General features: G+C 71.9%; 17 protein-coding genes. 7 read left to right on the forward strand and 10 right to left on the reverse strand.

Features of this window, described 5'->3' with window-relative positions; translation table 11 throughout:
- Positions 1 to 30: 30 nt before the first annotated feature.
- Together ABZ876_RS09300 and ABZ876_RS09305 are read left to right on the forward strand one after the other, a co-directional pair.
- Complete coding sequence (locus ABZ876_RS09300; protein ID WP_361776758.1) at positions 31 to 747, forward strand: DsbA family oxidoreductase; 717 nt, start codon at positions 31 to 33, stop codon at positions 745 to 747.
- A 99-nt stretch (positions 748 to 846) separates the two neighbouring features.
- Entirely contained in the window at positions 847 to 1,896 is a 1,050-nt protein-coding gene (locus tag ABZ876_RS09305; RefSeq protein ID WP_361776760.1) for an aminotransferase class V-fold PLP-dependent enzyme, read from the forward strand.
- Positions 1,897 to 1,965: 69 nt separating this feature from the next.
- Here the strand turns inward: ABZ876_RS09305 and thpD are convergent, their stop codons facing one another.
- The 4 genes from thpD to ectA all read right to left on the reverse strand — a co-directional run bounded on the left by thpD (position 1,966) and on the right by ectA (position 5,218).
- The gene (gene thpD / locus ABZ876_RS09310) at positions 1,966 to 2,862 is read right to left on the reverse strand and encodes an ectoine hydroxylase (protein WP_361776763.1); all 897 of its coding nucleotides are present in this window, start codon (positions 2,860 to 2,862) and stop codon (positions 1,966 to 1,968) included.
- 1 nt (position 2,863) lies between these two features.
- Entirely contained in the window at positions 2,864 to 3,262 is a 399-nt protein-coding gene (locus ABZ876_RS09315) for an ectoine synthase (RefSeq protein ID WP_361776766.1), read from the reverse strand.
- Positions 3,263 to 3,298: 36 nt separating this feature from the next.
- Entirely contained in the window at positions 3,299 to 4,570 is a 1,272-nt protein-coding gene (gene ectB / locus ABZ876_RS09320; RefSeq protein ID WP_361776769.1) for a diaminobutyrate--2-oxoglutarate transaminase, read from the reverse strand.
- A 105-nt stretch (positions 4,571 to 4,675) separates the two neighbouring features.
- On the reverse strand, positions 4,676 to 5,218 hold the full coding sequence (gene ectA, locus ABZ876_RS09325) for a diaminobutyrate acetyltransferase (RefSeq protein ID WP_361776772.1): 543 nt from the start codon (positions 5,216 to 5,218) through the stop codon (positions 4,676 to 4,678).
- A 592-nt stretch (positions 5,219 to 5,810) separates the two neighbouring features.
- Between ectA and ABZ876_RS09330 the strand changes: the two genes are divergently transcribed.
- The 5 genes from ABZ876_RS09330 (at position 5,811) to ABZ876_RS09350 (ending at position 10,547) form a co-directional block, all read left to right on the forward strand.
- Positions 5,811 to 6,662 carry a transporter substrate-binding domain-containing protein gene (locus tag ABZ876_RS09330; RefSeq protein ID WP_361776775.1) on the forward strand — a complete coding sequence of 284 codons (852 nt, stop codon included), beginning with the start codon at positions 5,811 to 5,813 and terminating at the stop codon, positions 6,660 to 6,662.
- The gene (locus tag ABZ876_RS09335) at positions 6,659 to 7,504 is read left to right on the forward strand and encodes an amino acid ABC transporter permease (protein ID WP_361776778.1); all 846 of its coding nucleotides are present in this window, start codon (positions 6,659 to 6,661) and stop codon (positions 7,502 to 7,504) included. Before ABZ876_RS09330 ends, ABZ876_RS09335 begins: the two co-directional genes overlap by 4 nt.
- A complete protein-coding gene (locus ABZ876_RS09340; protein ID WP_361776780.1) occupies positions 7,501 to 8,295 on the forward strand; it encodes an amino acid ABC transporter ATP-binding protein in 795 nt (264 codons plus the stop codon). The genes ABZ876_RS09335 and ABZ876_RS09340 overlap by 4 nt, the downstream gene beginning before the upstream one ends.
- 22 nt (positions 8,296 to 8,317) lie before the next feature.
- On the forward strand, positions 8,318 to 9,409 hold the full coding sequence (locus ABZ876_RS09345) for an amidohydrolase family protein (RefSeq protein ID WP_361776783.1): 1,092 nt from the start codon (positions 8,318 to 8,320) through the stop codon (positions 9,407 to 9,409).
- A gap of 205 nt (positions 9,410 to 9,614) precedes the next feature.
- Positions 9,615 to 10,547, forward strand: coding sequence for an SCO1860 family LAETG-anchored protein (locus ABZ876_RS09350; protein ID WP_361776786.1), 933 nt, complete (start codon positions 9,615 to 9,617; stop codon positions 10,545 to 10,547).
- A 35-nt stretch (positions 10,548 to 10,582) separates the two neighbouring features.
- Here the strand turns inward: ABZ876_RS09350 and cobC are convergent, their stop codons facing one another.
- From cobC to cobM, 6 genes are read right to left on the reverse strand one after another with little or no spacing between them, the layout of a single operon-like run.
- Positions 10,583 to 11,674, reverse strand: coding sequence for an Rv2231c family pyridoxal phosphate-dependent protein CobC (gene cobC, locus ABZ876_RS09355; protein ID WP_361776788.1), 1,092 nt, complete (start codon positions 11,672 to 11,674; stop codon positions 10,583 to 10,585).
- Positions 11,664 to 12,599 (reverse strand): sirohydrochlorin chelatase, encoded by a 936-nt coding sequence (locus tag ABZ876_RS09360; RefSeq protein ID WP_361776790.1) that lies wholly within the window; start codon positions 12,597 to 12,599, stop codon positions 11,664 to 11,666. Before ABZ876_RS09360 ends, cobC begins: the two co-directional genes overlap by 11 nt.
- A complete protein-coding gene (locus ABZ876_RS09365; protein WP_361776793.1) occupies positions 12,596 to 13,180 on the reverse strand; it encodes a precorrin-8X methylmutase in 585 nt (194 codons plus the stop codon). The genes ABZ876_RS09360 and ABZ876_RS09365 overlap by 4 nt, the downstream gene beginning before the upstream one ends.
- On the reverse strand, positions 13,177 to 14,859 hold the full coding sequence (gene cobJ, locus ABZ876_RS09370) for a precorrin-3B C(17)-methyltransferase (protein ID WP_361776795.1): 1,683 nt from the start codon (positions 14,857 to 14,859) through the stop codon (positions 13,177 to 13,179). The genes ABZ876_RS09365 and cobJ overlap by 4 nt, the downstream gene beginning before the upstream one ends.
- On the reverse strand, positions 14,856 to 16,097 hold the full coding sequence (gene cbiE, locus ABZ876_RS09375) for a precorrin-6y C5,15-methyltransferase (decarboxylating) subunit CbiE (RefSeq protein WP_361776798.1): 1,242 nt from the start codon (positions 16,095 to 16,097) through the stop codon (positions 14,856 to 14,858). Before cbiE ends, cobJ begins: the two co-directional genes overlap by 4 nt.
- Positions 16,094 to 16,912: a precorrin-4 C(11)-methyltransferase gene (gene cobM / locus ABZ876_RS09380; RefSeq protein ID WP_361776800.1), complete on the reverse strand. Its 819-nt coding sequence runs from the start codon at positions 16,910 to 16,912 to the stop codon at positions 16,094 to 16,096. Before cobM ends, cbiE begins: the two co-directional genes overlap by 4 nt.
- Positions 16,913 to 16,995: the final 83 nt, after the last annotated feature.

A 16,995-nucleotide genomic window follows, 5' to 3' on the forward strand; every position in this document is an offset into this window, starting at 1 on the left:
ACCCGTACGGACTGGAGAGAAGCCGAACACATGCGCGTCGAGATCTGGAGCGACATCGCCTGCCCCTGGTGCTACGTCGGCAAGGCCCGCTTCGAGAAGGCGCTGGAGGCCTTCCCGCACCGGGACGAGGTCGAGGTGGTGCACCGCTCCTTCGAGCTGGACCCCGATCGGGCCAAGGGCGATGTCCAGCCGGTCCTGGGGTTGCTGGCCAAGAAGTACGGGATGACCGAGGCGCAGGCGCAGGCCGCGGAGAACAACCTGGGAGCGCAGGCCGCCGCCGAGGGCCTGGACTACCGCACCACCGGCCGCGACCACGGCAACACCTTCGACATGCACCGGCTGCTGCACCTCGCCAAGGAGCGGGACAGGCAGGACGAGCTGATCCAGATCCTGTACCGGGCGAACTTCGCCGAGGAGCGTTCCCTCTTCTCCGAGGGCGACGACCGGCTGGTGGAGCTGGCCGTGGAGGCCGGACTCGACGCCGACGACGCCCGCGGGGTGCTCGCCGATCCCACCGCGTACGCCGACGCCGTGCGCGCCGACGAGCGCGAGGCCGCCGAGCTGGGCGCGAGGGGCGTGCCGTTCTTCGTCCTGGACCGCACCTACGGTGTCTCCGGTGCCCAGCCCGCCGAGGTCTTCACCCAGGCGCTGACGCAGGCGTGGGGCGAGCGCTCTCCGCTGCGGCTGATCGAGGACGGCGGAGCGGAAGCCTGCGGTCCGGACGGCTGCGCCGTTCCCCGGAGCTGAGCTACGACGCAGGTCACGGCGGTCGTATAAGCGTTCCTTCGCGGAACCACGCAGGAATTGGCAATGGACGGGGACTTCACCGGGCCGCACAGTGGTCCCATGGAGACCTTCGAGACCCTCGTACGTGCCGAGTTCGCCCCGAAGAACACCTATCTGAACACCGCGAGCACCGGGCTGATGCCGGCCCGCGCGGTGGACGCCATGCGGACCGCCCTGGAGGCGGCGGCCGCCGGGCAGCCGACCGACATGTTCGCGGACGTCGAGGCCGCCCGCGCCTCGTTCGCCCGGCTGGCGGGGGTCCCCGTCGGCCGGGTGGCGGCCGGGGCCTCGGTCGCCGTCTACACCGGGCTGATCGCCGCCTCGCTGCCCGAGGGGGCCGAGGTGGTCACCGCGGAGGGCGACTTCAGCTCCGTGGTGAACCCCTTCCACGTCCGCCGCGATCTGAAGGTGCGCAGTGTGCCCCTGGAGCAGGTCGCCGAGGCGGTGCGGCCCGGCACCGCGCTGGTCGCCGTGAGCGCCACGCAGTCGGCCGACGGCCGGGTCGCCGATCTGCCCGCGATCCGTGCCGCGGCGCACGCGCACGGGGCGCGTACGTACCTCGACGCGTCGCAGGCCGCGGGCTGGCTGGACCTGGATGCCGGCGCGTACGACTACGTCGCCGCCGTCGCCTTCAAGTGGCTGCTGTGCCCGCGGGGCGTGGCCTTTCTGACCGTCCCGGAGGACCTCGGCGGACTCAGCCCGCTGTTCGCGGGCTGGGTGGCGGGAGAGCGGCCCTGGGACAGCTGCTACGGCCCGGTCGGCGAACTCGCCCACTCCGCCCGGCGTTTCGACGAGAGCCCCGCCCTCTTCTCCTACGTCGGCGCCCGTCGTTCCCTGGAATTCGTCGAGGAGCTCGGCGTGGACGCCGTACGGGCCCATGACCTGGCTCTGGCCGGACGGTTCCGCGCCGGACTGCGCTCGCTCGGCCACGAATCGATCCCCGCGCCGGGCTCCGCCATCGTCTCCGTGCCCGGACTCGGCCACCGGCGGGGCGAGTTGAGCGGGTCGGGCATCGAGGTCTCCGACCGCGAGGGCAATCTCCGCGCCGCCTTCCACCTGTACAACACGCCCGAGGACGTCGACCGGCTGCTGGAGGCGCTGGCCGGATGACGACCGGGCCGGGGCCTTTCGTCCCACACGAGGAGGCCCCGGCCCGGATCGTTCCGGGATCACGCCGGCTCAGCGCACCGGCGTGAAGTCCCTCGCGCCGATGAACTCCGGCCGCCGCACCGGTGCCGCGAACGGCTCCACCGCCGTGTTCTCCACGCTGTTGAACACGATGAAGACGTTGCTGCGCGGGAACGGGGTGATGTTGTCCCCCGAACCGTGCATACAGTTGCAGTCGAACCAGGTCGCCGAACCGGGCTTCCCCGTGAACAGCTTGATGCCGTACCGGCCCGCCATCTCGGTCAGCGCCTCGTCGGACGGAGTGCCGGCGTCCTGCATCTGGAGCGACTTCTTGTAGTTGTCCTTCGGCGTCGCGCCGGCGCACCCAAGGAACGTCCTGTGCGACCCGGGCATGATCATGAGCCCGCCGTTGGTGTCGTGGTTCTCGGTCAGCGCGATCGAGACGGACACCGTCCGCATGTTCGGCAGGCCGTCCTCGGCGTGCCAGGTCTCGAAGTCGGAGTGCCAGTAGAAGCCGCTGGCCCCGAAGCCCGGCTTGACGTTGATCCGCGACTGGTGCACGTACACGTCCGAGCCGAGGATCTGCCGTGCCCGGCCGACGACGCGCTCGTCGCGGACCAGCCCCGCGAACAACTCGCTGATCTTGTGGACCTCGAAGACGGAGCGGATCTCCTTCGACTTCGGCTCCACGATCGACCGTTCGTCGGCGCGGATCGCCGGGTCGGTGACGAGCCGGTCCAGCTCACGGTGGTAGACCTCGACCTCTTCCGGGGTGATCAGCTGGTCGACGGCGAGGAAGCCGTCGCGCTCGTACGCCTGGAGGTCGGCGGTCGAGACCGGGCCGGGCGTGTCGGGGGAGCCCCAGACGACCGGGTCCTGACGGGGGACGGACACCTCGGTGGTGCCGCGGCTGGGGTACAGGTCGGTGACGTTGGTCGTCACGGTCACTTCACACCTCCTCGGTCAGCAGTGGATAGACGCCGTTCTCGTCGTGGTCCTCCCGTCCGGTCACGGGCGGGTTGAACACGCAGATGCAGCGGAAGTCCTCCTTGACGCGCAGCGTGTGCCGCTCGTGCCCGTCGAGGAGGTACATGGTGCCGGGGGTGATCGAGTACGTCTTCCCGGTCTCGTGGTCGGTGAGTTCGGCCTCACCCTCGACGCAGACGACGGCCTCGATGTGGTTGGCGTACCACATCGACGTCTCGGTGCCGGCGTACAGGACCGTCTCGTGGAGGGAGAAGCCGACCCGCTCCTTGGCGAGGACGATGCGTTTGCTCTCCCAGGTCCCGGACGCCGCCTTCACATGCCGGTCGGTGCCTTCTATGTCCTTGAACGAACGGACGATCACGGTGGTGTTCTTCCTCCTTGCTGGACGGCCGGACGGCTAGACGGTTTCCCGGATGGCCCGGGCGAGGGTGCTCAGGCCCTCGTCCAGTTCCTCCGGGGAGATGGTGAGCGCGGGCAGCAGCTTGACCACCTCGCTCTCGGGGCCCGAGGTCTCCACGAGCAGCCCGAGGTCGAAGGCGCGGCGGGCGATCCGGCCGGCCCGCTCCTTGTCGTGGAACTCCAGGCCCCACACCAGTCCGCGCCCGCGGTACTCCTTGACGTCGGCGAGGTTCTCCTCGGTGATCGAGATCAGCCCCTGCTCGATCTGCTCGCCGCGTGCCCGGGTCTGCTTCTCCATGGCGGACCCGTCGGCCCAGTACGTCTCCAGGGCTGCGGTGGCCGTGACGAACGCCGGGTTGTTGCCGCGGAAGGTGCCGTTGTGCTCGCCCGGCTCCCAGACGTCCAGCTCGGGCTTGAACAGGCACAGAGACATGGGCAGTCCATAGCCGCTGATGGACTTGGACACGGTGACGATGTCCGGCACGATCCCGGCCTCCTCGAAGGAGAAGAAGGCGCCGGTACGGCCGCAGCCCATCTGGATGTCGTCGACGATCAGCAGCATGTCACGGCGCGCGCACAGGTCGGCGAGCCCGCGCAGCCACTCGGGCCGGGCGACGTTGATGCCGCCCTCGCCCTGCACGGTCTCGACGATCACGGCGGCGGGGCGGTTGAGCCCCGACCCCTGGTCCTCCAGCAGCCGCTCGAACCACAGGAAGTCGGGGACCCTGCCGTCCAGGTAGTGGTCGAAGGGCATGGGCGTCCCGTGTACCAGCGGGATCCCGGCACCGGCGCGCTTGAAGGCGTTGCCGGTGACGGCGAGGGAGCCCAGGGACATGCCGTGGAAGGCATTGGTGAAGGACACGATGGCCTCGCGTCCCTTCACCTTGCGCGCCAGCTTGAGGGCGGACTCCACCGCGTTGGTGCCCGTGGGGCCGGGGAACATGACCTTGTAGGGCAGGTCGCGGGGCCGCAGCACCAGATCCTGGAACGTCTGGAGGAACGACCGCTTGGCGACGGTGGACATGTCGAGGCCGTGGCTGACGCCGTCCCGCTCCAGGTAGTCGATCAAGGCCCGTTTGAGTACGGGGTTGTTGTGGCCGTAGTTGAGGGAGCCCGCGCCGGCGAAGAAGTCCAGGTACTCGTGGCCGTCCTCGTCGTACATACGGCTGCCGCGTGCGCGGTCGAAGACGGTGGGCCAGCCGCGGCAGTAGCTGCGCACCTCCGACTCGAGGGTCTCGAAGACGCTGAGGTCCGGCTGGGTGATGGTCACGGCGAAATCGCTCCTCGTGCGTGGGGGGGAGTGGGTTCGGTGCGTACTGGTGGGCTGAGGGGGCGTCGTGGGCGGAGCCAGACGGAGAGGGGGTCGTGGGGGGAGTCAGACGGAGAGCGGACCGATGCGGTAGAGGACTTCCGGGTCGTGCGGTCCGTCGGGGAACTGGCCCGTCTCGAAGAGGACCTCCGTCTCGACGGCCGCGCCGTGGCGCCGGGCGTACGAGGTGAACAGGCGCTCGGAGGCGGTGTTGCCCGGGGTGATGGTCGTCTCGATCGCGGTCACTCCGTACTCGTCCGCGACCCGTGCCGTCAGTCCGTCCAGCAGCCGGGCCGCGAGACCGCGCCCGCGCTGGTCGGCATCCACGGCCACCTGCCACACCAGGAGGGTGTGCGGACGGTCGGGCCGGAGATAGGCGGTGACGAAACCGACGGGCCGGCCCTCCGGTCCGCTGCGTGCCACGGCCGAGGTGCCGGCGAAGTCACGGCACCACAGCAGATAGCTGTAGGAGGAGTTCAGGTCGAGCTTTCCGGAGTCCCTGGCGATGCGCCAGAGTGCGGCCCCGTCCGCCACCTCCGGACGGTCGATCCGCAGTCCTTCCGGCATTTCCAGGAATTCCGCTTGCAGGTCTGCTTGTGCGGCGGTCATGTCGTTGCAACTTACCCAGCAGAATTGAAAATTGCATCGTCGGGCGGGGTTACGGACCGGCAATATATATGTTATCGCGCGGGCGCGTGCCTGCATGCGAGCCGGGCCACGTTTGCACCGCTAATGCCCGGAAAATACCGGGCGAAAGGGTTGAGGTGTGGAGTCGGTCACACCTGCGCGATCATCACGAGATCTACTCGAATTAGGCCGCCGGATGTTCGCAGAATCTTTGCGTTTAGCCTGCGGAAGATCGGGCAGAAGGATATGGGATTCTGTCCGTCACTAATTCGATAATTGCGCGTAAAGATGCGGGATGCAATGCAGATTTTTTCACGGGGCGGGGATGGGGATGCCGGGCCGTGCGCAGGGTCCGCAGTGACCGCGGGCTCACGGAGTGTGGCGTGAGGCTCTGCCGTACGGCCCGTTGATCACGACCATGCGAAGACGGGCCTCGTCGTCGGGTGGTTCACCCTTTCGACCGGTTGGTTCTTAGGTAGGAGGGCCCCGGAGCCATCAGATTAATTTGGGACACTCAAACTTCTCCTTATAATCAGACCCTGCACATCCCCCACACCCCACAGAGAGGTCCCCCGTGAAGACGCTCCTCGGCCGCCGGGCCCGCTTCCTGGCCGCCATCACCGCGACGGCCGGTGCCGTGCTCGTGGCCGGCTGCACCTCGAGCGGCAGCGGCGGCAGCGCAGGCGACACGGCCGCCGGCGGGGTCGACCTCGTCAAGGCCGGTCAGCTCACCACCTGCACACACCTGCCCTACCCTCCCTTCCAGTCGGAGATCGACGGCAAGGTGCAGGGCTTCGACGTCTCGCTGATCGACCTGGTCGCCAAGGACCTCGGGGTCAGGCAGCAGATCCTCGACACGCCCTTCGAGAACTTCAAGACCGGCGCGTTCCTCAACTCCGGCGAGTGCGACCTGGCCGCCGCCGGCATGACGATCACCCCCGAGCGCAAGAAGAACGTCGACTTCTCCGACCCGTACTTCGACGCCACCCAGGCCGTCCTCGTCGACAAGAAGAGCGGCGTCGGCTCGCTGGCCGACCTGAAGGCCAAGGGCAGGAAGCTCGGCGCCCAGGCCCAGACCACCGGCGAGGACTACGCCAAGAAGCAGGGCCTCGACCCGATCTCCTTCGAATCCTCCGACGCCGTCCTCAACGGCCTGCGCACCGGCCAGGTGCAGGCCGTCGTCATCGACTACCCGGTCGTCCAGGGCTGGCTCAAGGACAAGGCCAACGCGGACGCCTTCAAGGTGGTCGACAACCTCAACACCGGTGAGCAGTACGGCTTCACGGTGAAGAAGGGCAACGCGAAGCTCCTCGCCGCCGTCAACAAGGCGATCGCCGGTGCGAAGGCCGACGGCACGTACAAGAAGCTGTACGAGAAGTGGATCGGCCCGTACACCCCGTCCACCCCCTCGCCCTCGGCCTCATGAGCGATCCCACGGACACGGCCGGGTCCGTCGTCGCGCCGCGCAGGAAGGGCCTGACCCGGCGCGGGCGGCACAGGCTCTCCCGCGGCGCCCAGTACACCCTCTTCGTCGCCGCCGTGGTCGCTCTGGCGGCCTCGGCGGACTGGGGCCGGCTTCGGAACCAGTTCGCGCAGATGGACATCGCCCGGCAGATGTTCCCGGACGTCATCACCCTGGCGTTGAAGAACACCGTGCTGTACACCCTGTCCGGCTTTGCCGTCGGCCTGGTGCTCGGCATGGTCATCGCGCTGATGCGGCTGTCGTCCGTGGGCCCCTACCGCTGGGTCGCCGGCATCTACATCGAGATCTTCCGCGGCCTGCCCGCCCTGCTGATCTTCATCTTCGTCGGGGTCGCCGTGCCGCTGGCCTTCCCCGGGATGGAGATCGTCGGCGGCACCTACGGCAAGGTGGCCCTCGCGCTCGGCCTGGTGTCGGCCGCGTACATGGCGGAGACGATCCGCGCGGGCATCCAGGCCGTACCCAAGGGACAGATGGAGGCGGCCCGTTCGCTGGGCTTCTCGCCCGCCCGGGCCATGGTCTCGATCATCATTCCGCAGGCGTTCCGGATCATCCTCCCGCCGCTCACCAACGAACTGGTCCTGCTCTTCAAGGACTCCTCGCTGGTGCTGTTCCTCGGCGTCACCCTGGAGGAGCGCGAACTGTCCAAGTTCGGCCGCGACCTCGCCAGCCAGACCGCCAACTCCACGCCGATCCTGGTCGCCGGCCTGTGCTACCTGCTGGTCACCATCCCGCTCGGCTTCCTCGTACGCCGTATGGAGGCCAAGGCCCAGGAGGCCGTCAAGTGAGCCGTACCCCAGAGATCCGGATCCGGGGCCTGCACAAGTCCTTCGGGGACAACGAGGTGCTGCGCGGCATCGACCTGGAGATCGGCCAGGGCGAGGTGGTCTGTGTCATCGGCCCGTCGGGCTCCGGCAAGTCCACCCTGCTGCGCTGTGTGAACCTCCTGGAGGAGCCCACCAGGGGGCAGGTCTTCGTCGGCGGCAACGAGCTGACCGACCCCGACGTGGACATCGACGCCGTACGCCGCCGCATCGGCATGGTCTTCCAGCAGTTCAACCTCTTCCCGCACCTCACGGTCACCGAGAACCTCACCCTGCCGCAGCGCCGCGTCCTCAGGCGGGACAAGGCGCAGGCCGCCCGCACCGCCGCCGAGAACCTGCGGCGGGTGGGCCTCGCCGAGAAGGCGGACGCCTACCCCTCCTCCCTCTCCGGCGGCCAGCAGCAGCGCGTGGCGATCGCCCGCGCGCTCGCCATGGGCCCCGAGGTGATGCTCTTCGACGAGCCGACCTCCGCGCTCGACCCCGAGCTGGTCGGCGACGTCCTCGCCGTGATGCGGATGCTCGCCGACGAGGGCATGACGATGATGGTCGTCACCCACGAGATGACCTTCGCGCGGGAGGTCGCCGACCGGGTCGTCTTCATGGACGGCGGTGTGGTCGTCGAGGACGGCACGCCCGACCAGGTCATCGGCAACCCCCGTCACCAGCGCACCCGGCACTTCCTCTCCCGGCTCCTCGACCCCGCGATGGCCGAGGTGGAGGAGGGGATCTCCGACCGGGCGGGCAAGAGCGAGTAGCGGGCGGACTAGGGTGCGGTACATGAGGGATCACGCGGTACTGCACGTGAAGGGGCGGGTGCTCGCCGGACCGGAGGAGGTCCGGGACGGGCTGTGGGTGATCGACGGCCGGATCTCCTACGACCGGCCGGCCGGAGCGAGGGACGTCCGTACCGTCGAGGGCTGGGCGCTGCCCGGTCTGGTCGACGCGCACTGCCACGTCGGCCTCGACGCCCATGGACCGGTCTCCGAGGACGTCGCCGAGAAACAGGCGCTGACCGACCGGGACGCGGGCACCCTGCTGATCCGGGACGCGGGCTCCCCGTCGGACACCCGCTGGATCGACGACCGCGACGACCTGCCCGCGATCATCCGGGCCGGCCGGCACATCGCGCGCACCCGCCGCTACATCCGCAACTACGCCTGGGAGATCGAACCCCAGGAGCTGGTCGCGTACGTCGCCCAGGAGGCCCGGCGTGGCGACGGCTGGGTCAAGCTCGTCGGCGACTGGATCGACCGGGAGACCGGGGACCTGTCCGCCTGCTGGCCTCGCGAGGCGGTCCAGGCCGCGATCGCGGAGGCCCACCGGCTGGGGGCGCGGGTCACCGCGCACTGTTTCGCCGAGGACTCGCTGCGCGACCTGGTCGAGGCGGGCATCGACTGCATCGAGCACGCGACGGGCCTCACGGCGGAGACGATCCCGCTGTTCGCGGAGCGGGGCGTGGCGATCGTCCCGACCCTCGTGAACATCGCGACCTTCCCCAGGCTCGCACGGGGCGGGGAGACGAAGTTCCCGCGCTGGTCGGCGCACATGCGAAGGCTGCACGACCGGCGGTACGACACCGTGCGCGCCGCGTACGACGCCGGGATCCCGGTGTACGTCGGCACCGACGCCGGCGGTTCCCTGGCGCACGGGCTGGTGGCCGGTGAGGTGGCCGAGCTGGTCACCGCCGGTATCCCGCCGGTTCAGGCACTGTCCGCGACCACCTGGGGCGCCCGGCGGTGGCTGGGCCGGCCCGGCCTCGAGGAGGGGGCGCCCGCGGACCTCGTGGTGTACGAGGCGGACCCCCGCGCGGACGTCCGGGTGCTGGCGGCGCCCCGGCGGGTGGTGCTGAACGGGCGGATCGTCGGGTAGGCGCCAAGGCGCCTCCACGCGACGACCACGCGCCCCCGGTGTGGGGGATGTGCTGGGGACGCGGGGGAACAGACGTGCCGCATATTTCGAAAAAGTTCGCGAAAGATCCCCGATGGGGTGAAGCCGTGCCGTATCGCTGACGGTGCGTTCCCGGTGCCGCGATTCTTTCCGGGTCCCAAGCCTGACTTCCCTGGGGGTCCCACCCGTGAACGGCACCACCTTCCGCATGCCCGCACGCCGTCTGGCCACCGTCGCGGTGGCCACCGCCCTGGCCACAGGTCCCACGGTGCTCGGTGCCGCCGGTTTTGCCGGCGCCACCGAGCAGCACGGGCACGCGAGCGCCGTGGTGCTGCGCACCGGACTCGATGTGTCCCTGCTCAACAAGACCGTGAACGCCCCGCTCACCGTCTCCCTCAACGCCGTCGAGGCCCCCCGGAGCGCGGACCGGACCGCGCTGTCGGCACGTCTCGACGGCGTGGACGGCGGGCGGCCGTTCAGCGTGCTCACCGCGGAGGCCGCCACGGCGAGGGCCACGGTGTCCGCGACCGGAGCGGAGGCCTCCACCAGCCTGGCGCACGCACGGGTCCATGTGCCCGGGCTGCCCCTGCTGTCCCTGATCGAGGTCGACGGCGTCACCTCGAAGGCCGTGTGCGAGGCCGGGAAGAAGCCGGTCGCCACGGCGAACCTGCTGGGCGCGGTGACGGTGCTCGGCAGGAAGACGAGGGTGACGGCGGGCGGCCCCACGGACGTGAAGGTGCCGGGCGTGGGAGAGGTACGGCTGGAGGTGTCGCCGACCCGTACGACCTCACGGACGGCGGCGGCCTCCGCGCTGCGGCTGACGGTGACGGTGAACCCGGCGAAGCTGAACGTGGCGGAGGTACAGGGGGCGCTGACGCTCGGCGGCGTCTCCTGCGAGGCGCCGTCGGCCCCCGCCGCGGCGGGCGGCACACCGGCCGCTCCCACCGCCTCCGCCACACATCCCGCCGAGGACCTCAGGCCGCAGGGGGCGCCCGGGAGGAAGGCCGGCCTCGCGGAGACCGGCGGAAGCGCGGTGACGCCGTACGCCGTGGCCGGGGCGGTCGTGATGCTCCTGGCCGGTGCGGGAGCAGTGGTCCTCGCCCGCCGCCGGCGCGGCTGACCCCACGCCGGGACCGGCTCGTCCGGCGTTCTCCCTCACCGCCCCGCCAGTGTCACCGCACGGTCCAGGGCCTGCACGAAGCGGTTCACCGTCGCCCGGTTCCGTACCGCCAGCCGCAGCCACTCCTCGTTCAGGCCCGGGAACGTGTCCCCGCGGCGCACCGCGAAGCCCAGATCCCGCAGATGGCGGCGCACCGCCGCCGCACGCGCCAGGCGGACCAGGACGAAGGGGCCCTCGGCCGGCTCGACCACATGCAGCCCGTCGGGCCCGAACTCCCGCAGTCCCGCCACCAGATGCGCCCGGTCCGCCGCCACCCGGTGCGCCGCGTGCGCCGCCTCCGCCAGCGCCCGGGGCGACACACACGCCTCGGCCGCCGCGAGCGCGGGCGTGGACACCGGCCACAGCGGCTGCGCCCGTTCCAGTTCGGCGATCGTCCCGGGGTCGGCCAGCACGTAGCCGATGCGCAGGCCCGCCAGCCCCCAGGTCTTGGTCAGGCTGCGCAGGACCACGAGACCGGGCACGTCCGTGCGGCCCGCCAGCGCCTCCCGCTCCCCGGGCACCGCGTCCATGAACGCCTCGTCGACCACCAAGGTGCGCCCGGGGCGGGCCAGTTCGGTGATCGAGGCCGCCGGGTGCAGCACCGACGTCGGGTTCGTCGGGTTGCCTATCAGAACCAGGTCCGCGTCCTGGGGAACCAGTGCCGGATCCAGGCGGAAGCCGTCCTCCTGCCGCAGCAGGACCCGGCCCACCGCATGCCCGGCATCCCGCAGCGCCGCCTCCGGCTCGGTGAACTGCGGGTGCACCACGACCGGTCGACGGGCCTTGAGGGCACGCGCGAGCAGGACGAACGCCTCGGCCGCGCCCGCCGTGAGCAGGACCCGCTCGGCGGGCAGCCCGTGCCGCGCCGCCACCGCCGCCCGGGCGGTCCGCCCGTCGGGGTACGCCGCGAGCCCGTCCAGCGACCCGGCGATCACCTCGCGCAGCCATGCGGGGGGCGTGTCCGCCCGCACGTTCACCGCGAGGTCGGTGAGCGCCGCGCCGCCGTCCCGGACCTCGGCGTCCCCGTGATGCCGCAGGTCGTGCGGACCGCCCTCGTGTTCCGTGTGCATGGAGGTGTCAGTGTGCATGGGAGTGTGTGTGCCCACCGTGGTGGTGATGCCCATGACCGTGGTGGTGGCCGTCGTCGTCCGGGTGGAAGTGCGGCTGCTGCGGCAGCCCCACCTTGTTCTCGAAGCCCGGCAGCGCGATCCGGTACACACACGAGTCGCAGTTCATCCGAAGATCTCCCTTCACCGCCTCCTCGTACCGCTCCATCACCAGGTCGAGCAGCTCCGGCTCCGGCCCGATGACGTCCGCCGAGCGCACCTCGACGTCCGGGTGCGCCTCCGCCCAGCCCTCCGTCTGCTGCCGCACCCGGTCCGGGAGGATCCCCGTGAAGAGGAAATACGGCAGGACCACGATCCGCCTCGCGCCCAGCTTCGCGCAGCGGTCGAGGCCGCTCGGCACATCCGGCGCCGCCAGGGACACGAACGCCGTCTCCACGCCCGCGTACCCGCGCCCCTCCCACAGCAGTCGTGCCGCCTTGTACACCTCCGCGTTCGCGTCGGGGTCGGTGGAGCCCCGGCCCACCAGCAGCACGGTCACATCGGCCCGGTCCTCCGGCGTCCGGGCAGAGCCGCCCAGCGCCTCGTCCAGCCGCCGTTCCAGCACCGACAGCAGCGCCGGGTGCGGGCCGAGCGGACGTCCGTACGTGTACGAGAGCCCCGGGTGCCGCTCCTTCTCGCGGGCCAGTGCCGCCGGGATGTCCCCCTTGGCGTGACCGGCTGACACCAGCATCAGCGGCACGGCGGCGAACCGGCGCACCCCCCGCTGCACCAGCTCGGCCACCGCCTCGCCCAGCGGCGGCGGCGACAGCTCGATGAAGCCGCCCGCGACGGGCAGTTCGGGGTGGCGGCGCCCCAGTTCCCGCACGAAGTCGCGGAACGCCTCGGCGCCGGCCTCGTCCCGGGTGCCATGGCCGGCGATGAGCAGGGCGGGCGGCGGGGTGGTCACAGGGTCTCCTTCGAAGTGGGGTGGTACAGCAGGGCGTTGAGCGCGGCGGCGGCGACCGCCGAACCGCCCTTCTCGGACACGTTGCTCACGGCGGGCAGCCCGCTCTCGCGCAGCGCCGCCTTGGACTCGGCCGCGCCGACGAAACCGACCGGCAGACCGATGACGAGTGCGGGGGAGGCGTCCAGGGTCAGCAGCTCCTCCAGGGCGGTCGGCGCGCAGCCGATCACCCAGAGCGCTCCGGGGCCGACCTCCTCGTACGCCAGCCGGATCGCATGCGCCGACCGCGTCAGCCCGGGACCGGACCTGGCGTCCTTCAGACGGCAGACCGTCTCGCGCCGGGTGATTCCGGCCGCCACCATCTCGACGTCCACGACCACCGGCGCCCCGGCGTGCAGCGCGGTGTGCGCCCCGACCAACTCCGCCTCGTCCAGCACGAGATCCGTCGCGTACTCGAGGTCGGCGGCGGAGTGGATGACCCGCTCCACCACCGCCCGCGTCAGCGGAGCGAAGTGCGAGGTGTCCAGACGGGCGCGCAGCCGCCGGAACGACTCCTGCTCGATCGGGTGGACCACACGGTTCACTTGGGCTCCTTCTGCCAGCGGTAGCCGCGCGGCGTCACCATGCGCCCCGCGATCTCCCGGGTCGCCGTGTTGCCGACGGTCACGACCGTCATCATGTCGACCGTCGCCGGGTCGAGACCGGCCAGGGTCGTCACCCGGGCGGACTCGTCCGGCCGCGACGCGTTCCGTACGACACCGACCGGCGTGGTGGGTGTCCGGTGCGCGGCGAGGATCGCGAGCGCCTTCGGCAGCTGCCAGTCCCGGCCCCGGCTGCGCGGGTTGTAGAAGGTCACCACGAGGTCGGCCTCCGCCGCGGCCCGTACCCTGCGCTCGATGACCTCCCATGGGGTGTGCAGGTCGGAGAGGCTGATCGACACATGGTCGTGGCCCAGCGGCGCGCCGAGAATCGCCCCGGCCGCGAGCGCCGCCGTGACCCCGGGCACCCCCACCACGTCGATGTCGTCGGACGCCTCGGCCAGCGCGGGCGACGCCATCGCGTACACCCCGGCGTCGCCGCTGCCGATCAGCGCCACCGTATGCCCCTTCCGGGCCTCGGCGACCGCCGTACGCGCCCGCTCCTCCTCGGCACCGAGCCCCGACTCGAGGATCCGGGTGCCGGGCCGCAGCAGATCGCGGATCTGGTCGACGTACTGGTCGAGCCCGACCAGCACCGACGCGCGCCGCAACTCCGCCCGGGCGCGGGGCGTGAGCAGGTCCCGGGCGCCGGGGCCCAGCCCGACGACGGCGAGCCGTCCGCGCCCCGGCCTGCGGACCACGGCACAGGTCGCCATCGCCGGAGTCCCGGCCGACCTGCGCTTGGGGACCAGGAGCTCACCGCCGCCGACCAGCGCGGCCGCCTCCGCCACGGACGGCGTGCCGACCGCGGCGAGCGGCGCGTCCGAGGGGTTGGGCACCTCTACCTTCGCCAGCTCCTCGGCCGGATACGTCACCAGGGGCACCCCGAGCCGCTCGGCCGCGCCCAGGATGCCGGGCTCCTCGGCCTTGGCGTCGACGGTGGCGAGTTCGGCGAGCGACGCTGGGCAGAGCCCGGCGTCCCGCAACGCGTCCTGCACCAGGGCGAGGACCTCGTCGACCGGAGCGCCCCTGGACGCGCCGACGCCGACGACCAGGGACGGCGGCCGCAGCACGACCTCGTGCGCGGCGGGCTCCACGGCCCGATCCGTCACCCGGATCGTGTACGCGCCCTCCGCCGCGACCGGCAGCGGCGGCAGCGGCCAGCTCACCTCCGCCGCCAGGGCCACCGACTCCCCGTCGAGCAGCGCCCGCGAGACCCCGGAGACATCGCCCTGAACGGGGAGCCCCAGCGTGTCGAGGCCCGGCAGCCCCACCGCGTCCGTCGCGGTCGTCACCACGGGCTCGGTCTCCAGCACCTCGCCGACCGCCCGGGCGAGTTCATTGGCCCCGCCCGCATGCCCGCCGACCAGGGACACCGCGAACCGGCCGCCCTCGTCGACACACACCACGCCCGGGTCGGAGACCTTGTCCGCCAGCAGCGGGGCGACCAGCCGGACGACCGCCCCGGTCGCCAGGAAGCACACAAGCTGCTCGCACTCCGCGAACGCGGCCCGCACGGCGTCCCCGACCGGGCCGTCGTACACCCGCGTCCGGTCGGGCCACGCCGCCGCCAGCCGGTCCCGCGCAGCCGCCCCCGCCACGGTGGCGGAAATGAGGCCGATCACTGAGCAACTCCTTCGGTACGCGCCGGAGGCCGCGTGCCCCACAGCAGGAAAACAGGGTTGGTCGCGGCGAGCCGGGTCACGTCCCCCGGCAGCGGCGCGAGCCGCGACGACTGCAACAGCACGCCGTCGCAGGTGAACCCGGCCGCCATGAGCGCCTCACGCGCCGCGGGTACGCGGTCCAGCGCGGCCATGGCGATCACCACCGCACGCCGGGCCCGCCGCGCGCACGCGGTCACGATGGCGGGCAGCTCGCGTCCGCCGCCCCCGATGAACACGGCGTCGGGCTCGTCCAGACCGCCCAGCGCGCCGGGCGCGGCGCCGTGCACCACCCGCACGTCGACGCCGTGCGCCGCGGCGTTGGCGCGGATCCGTGCGACACCGTCCGTGGTCTTCTCGATCGCGGTGACGGCCGCACCGAGCCGGGCGCACTCCACGGCCACCGACCCGGAGCCCGCGCCGACGTCCCAGACCAGATCGCCGAGGCGCGGCCCCAGCCGGGCCAGCGCCAGGGCACGGACCTCGAACTTGGTGATCATCGAGTCGCGGTGGGCGAACGCGCTCTCCTCCAGGGCCCAGACGGCGGGACCGGGCTCCGGCCCCGCCACCGTGCGCACCGGCCCGAGGGCCGCCGCCGGGTCGAGGCACAGCACCACGCTGACCGCCGCGCCCCAGTCGCGCCGCGCGGCTTCGGCGGGCGTCAGGCGCTCCACGCGCTCCTGCCCGGGATCGCCGAGCGCGCTGGCCACGACGAGGACCCGCTCGCCGGGGCCGCCGGCGAGCGCCGCCCCCAGTTCGGCGGGGCCGGCACCCGGACCGGTCAGCACGGCCACCTTCGGCCGTGCCCGGCACACCTGCACCGCGGTCCGGAGATCACGGCCGTGTGCGCTCACCACCACCGCGTCGTCCCACGGCAGCCCGAGCCGTGCGAAGGCGGTGGCCACGGAGGACACACCCGGCCGCACGTCCAGCCGCTCCGGCCCGAACCGCTCGGCCAGCGCGCGGACGATCCCGAAGAAGGCGGGGTCCCCGGAGGCGAGCACGGCCACCCGTCGCCCCTTGTCGAGGTGGCGCTCGATCGCGTCGAGCGCGGGCGCCAGCGGCCCGAGGACGATCCGCTGTGCGTCCCCGGGCAGCCGGGCGGCCGCCAGATGCCGGCGGGCGCCCACCACCAGGTCCGCCCCGGCGACCGCGTCCGCGGGAAGGGGCGTCCCGGTGCCCGTGCCGACGACGGTGATCACGTGCTTGCGCCGCGAGCGCGCAGCGCCTTGCGGGCCTCGGGGTCGGCCTTGCGGTAGCCGTGGAAGTGACCGGGGTGGTACAGGTGCGAGCGGGTGCCGCGCGCGTCGAGCGCCGGGCCGACCAGGAACAGGGTGTGCTTCCACAGCCTGTGTTCCTTGACGGTCTCCTCCAGCGTGCCGATGGTGCACCTCACCATCAGTTCCTCCGGCCAGGTCGCCTGGTAGGCCACCACGACCGGGGTGGTCGTCGGATAGCCGCCCTCCAGCAGCTCCCGTACCAGCTGGCCGCTGCGGGCCGCCGACAGGAAGATCGCCATCGTGGTGCCGTGCCGGGCGAACTCGCGCACCTCCTCCCCGGGAGGCATCGGTGTCTTGCCGCCGCCGAGCCGGGTCAGCACGACGGACTGGGCGACCTCGGGGATCGTCAGCTCCCGCTGTGCGAGCGCGGCGACGGCGGAGAACGCGGAGACACCCGGCACGACCTCGGTCTCGATGCCGATCCCGGCACACCGGTCGAGCTGCTCCTGCGTGCCGCCCCACAGGGCCGGGTCGCCGGAGTGGATACGGGCCACGCGCAGGCCCTGCGCGTGCGCCCGCTCGTACACGGCGACGACGTCCTCCAGGGACAGGGTCGCCGAATCCAGGATCTCGGCGCCCTCGCGCGCGTGCTCGAGGACCTCCGCCTGCACCAGGCTGGCCGCCCAGATCACGACGTCGGCCTCGGCGATGGCGCGCGCGGCACGGAACGTCAGCAGGTCGGCGGCGCCGGGGCCGGCACCGACGAAGGTCACCTTGCCGGTGGGGGCATCGGCCATGGGAATCGGTCCTCTCCTACGAAAAATCGGGTGGTGCGGAACGCGGCTGCGCACACGACCGGCGTTCGTCCGGCCGTCGGCGC

This window comes from Streptomyces sp. NPDC046931 (assembly GCF_040644655.1).
Classification (GTDB): Bacteria; Actinomycetota; Actinomycetes; order Streptomycetales; family Streptomycetaceae; genus Streptomyces.

What these genes read in the sequence shown, in the direction of transcription:
- ABZ876_RS09300 (WP_361776758.1), top strand. Translation starts at nt 31, where the DNA reads ATGCGCGTCGAGATCTGGAGCGACATCGCCTGCCCCTGGTGCTACGTC.
- ABZ876_RS09305 (WP_361776760.1), top strand. Translation starts at nt 847, where the DNA reads ATGGAGACCTTCGAGACCCTCGTACGTGCCGAGTTCGCCCCGAAGAAC.
- ectA (WP_361776772.1), bottom strand. Translation starts at nt 5,218, where the DNA reads ATGACCGCCGCACAAGCAGACCTGCAAGCGGAATTCCTGGAAATGCCG.
- ABZ876_RS09335 (WP_361776778.1), top strand. Translation starts at nt 6,659, where the DNA reads ATGAGCGATCCCACGGACACGGCCGGGTCCGTCGTCGCGCCGCGCAGG.
- ABZ876_RS09345 (WP_361776783.1), top strand. Translation starts at nt 8,318, where the DNA reads ATGAGGGATCACGCGGTACTGCACGTGAAGGGGCGGGTGCTCGCCGGA.
- cobC (WP_361776788.1), bottom strand. Translation starts at nt 11,674, where the DNA reads ATGCACACTGACACCTCCATGCACACGGAACACGAGGGCGGTCCGCAC.
- cobM (WP_361776800.1), bottom strand. Translation starts at nt 16,912, where the DNA reads ATGGCCGATGCCCCCACCGGCAAGGTGACCTTCGTCGGTGCCGGCCCC.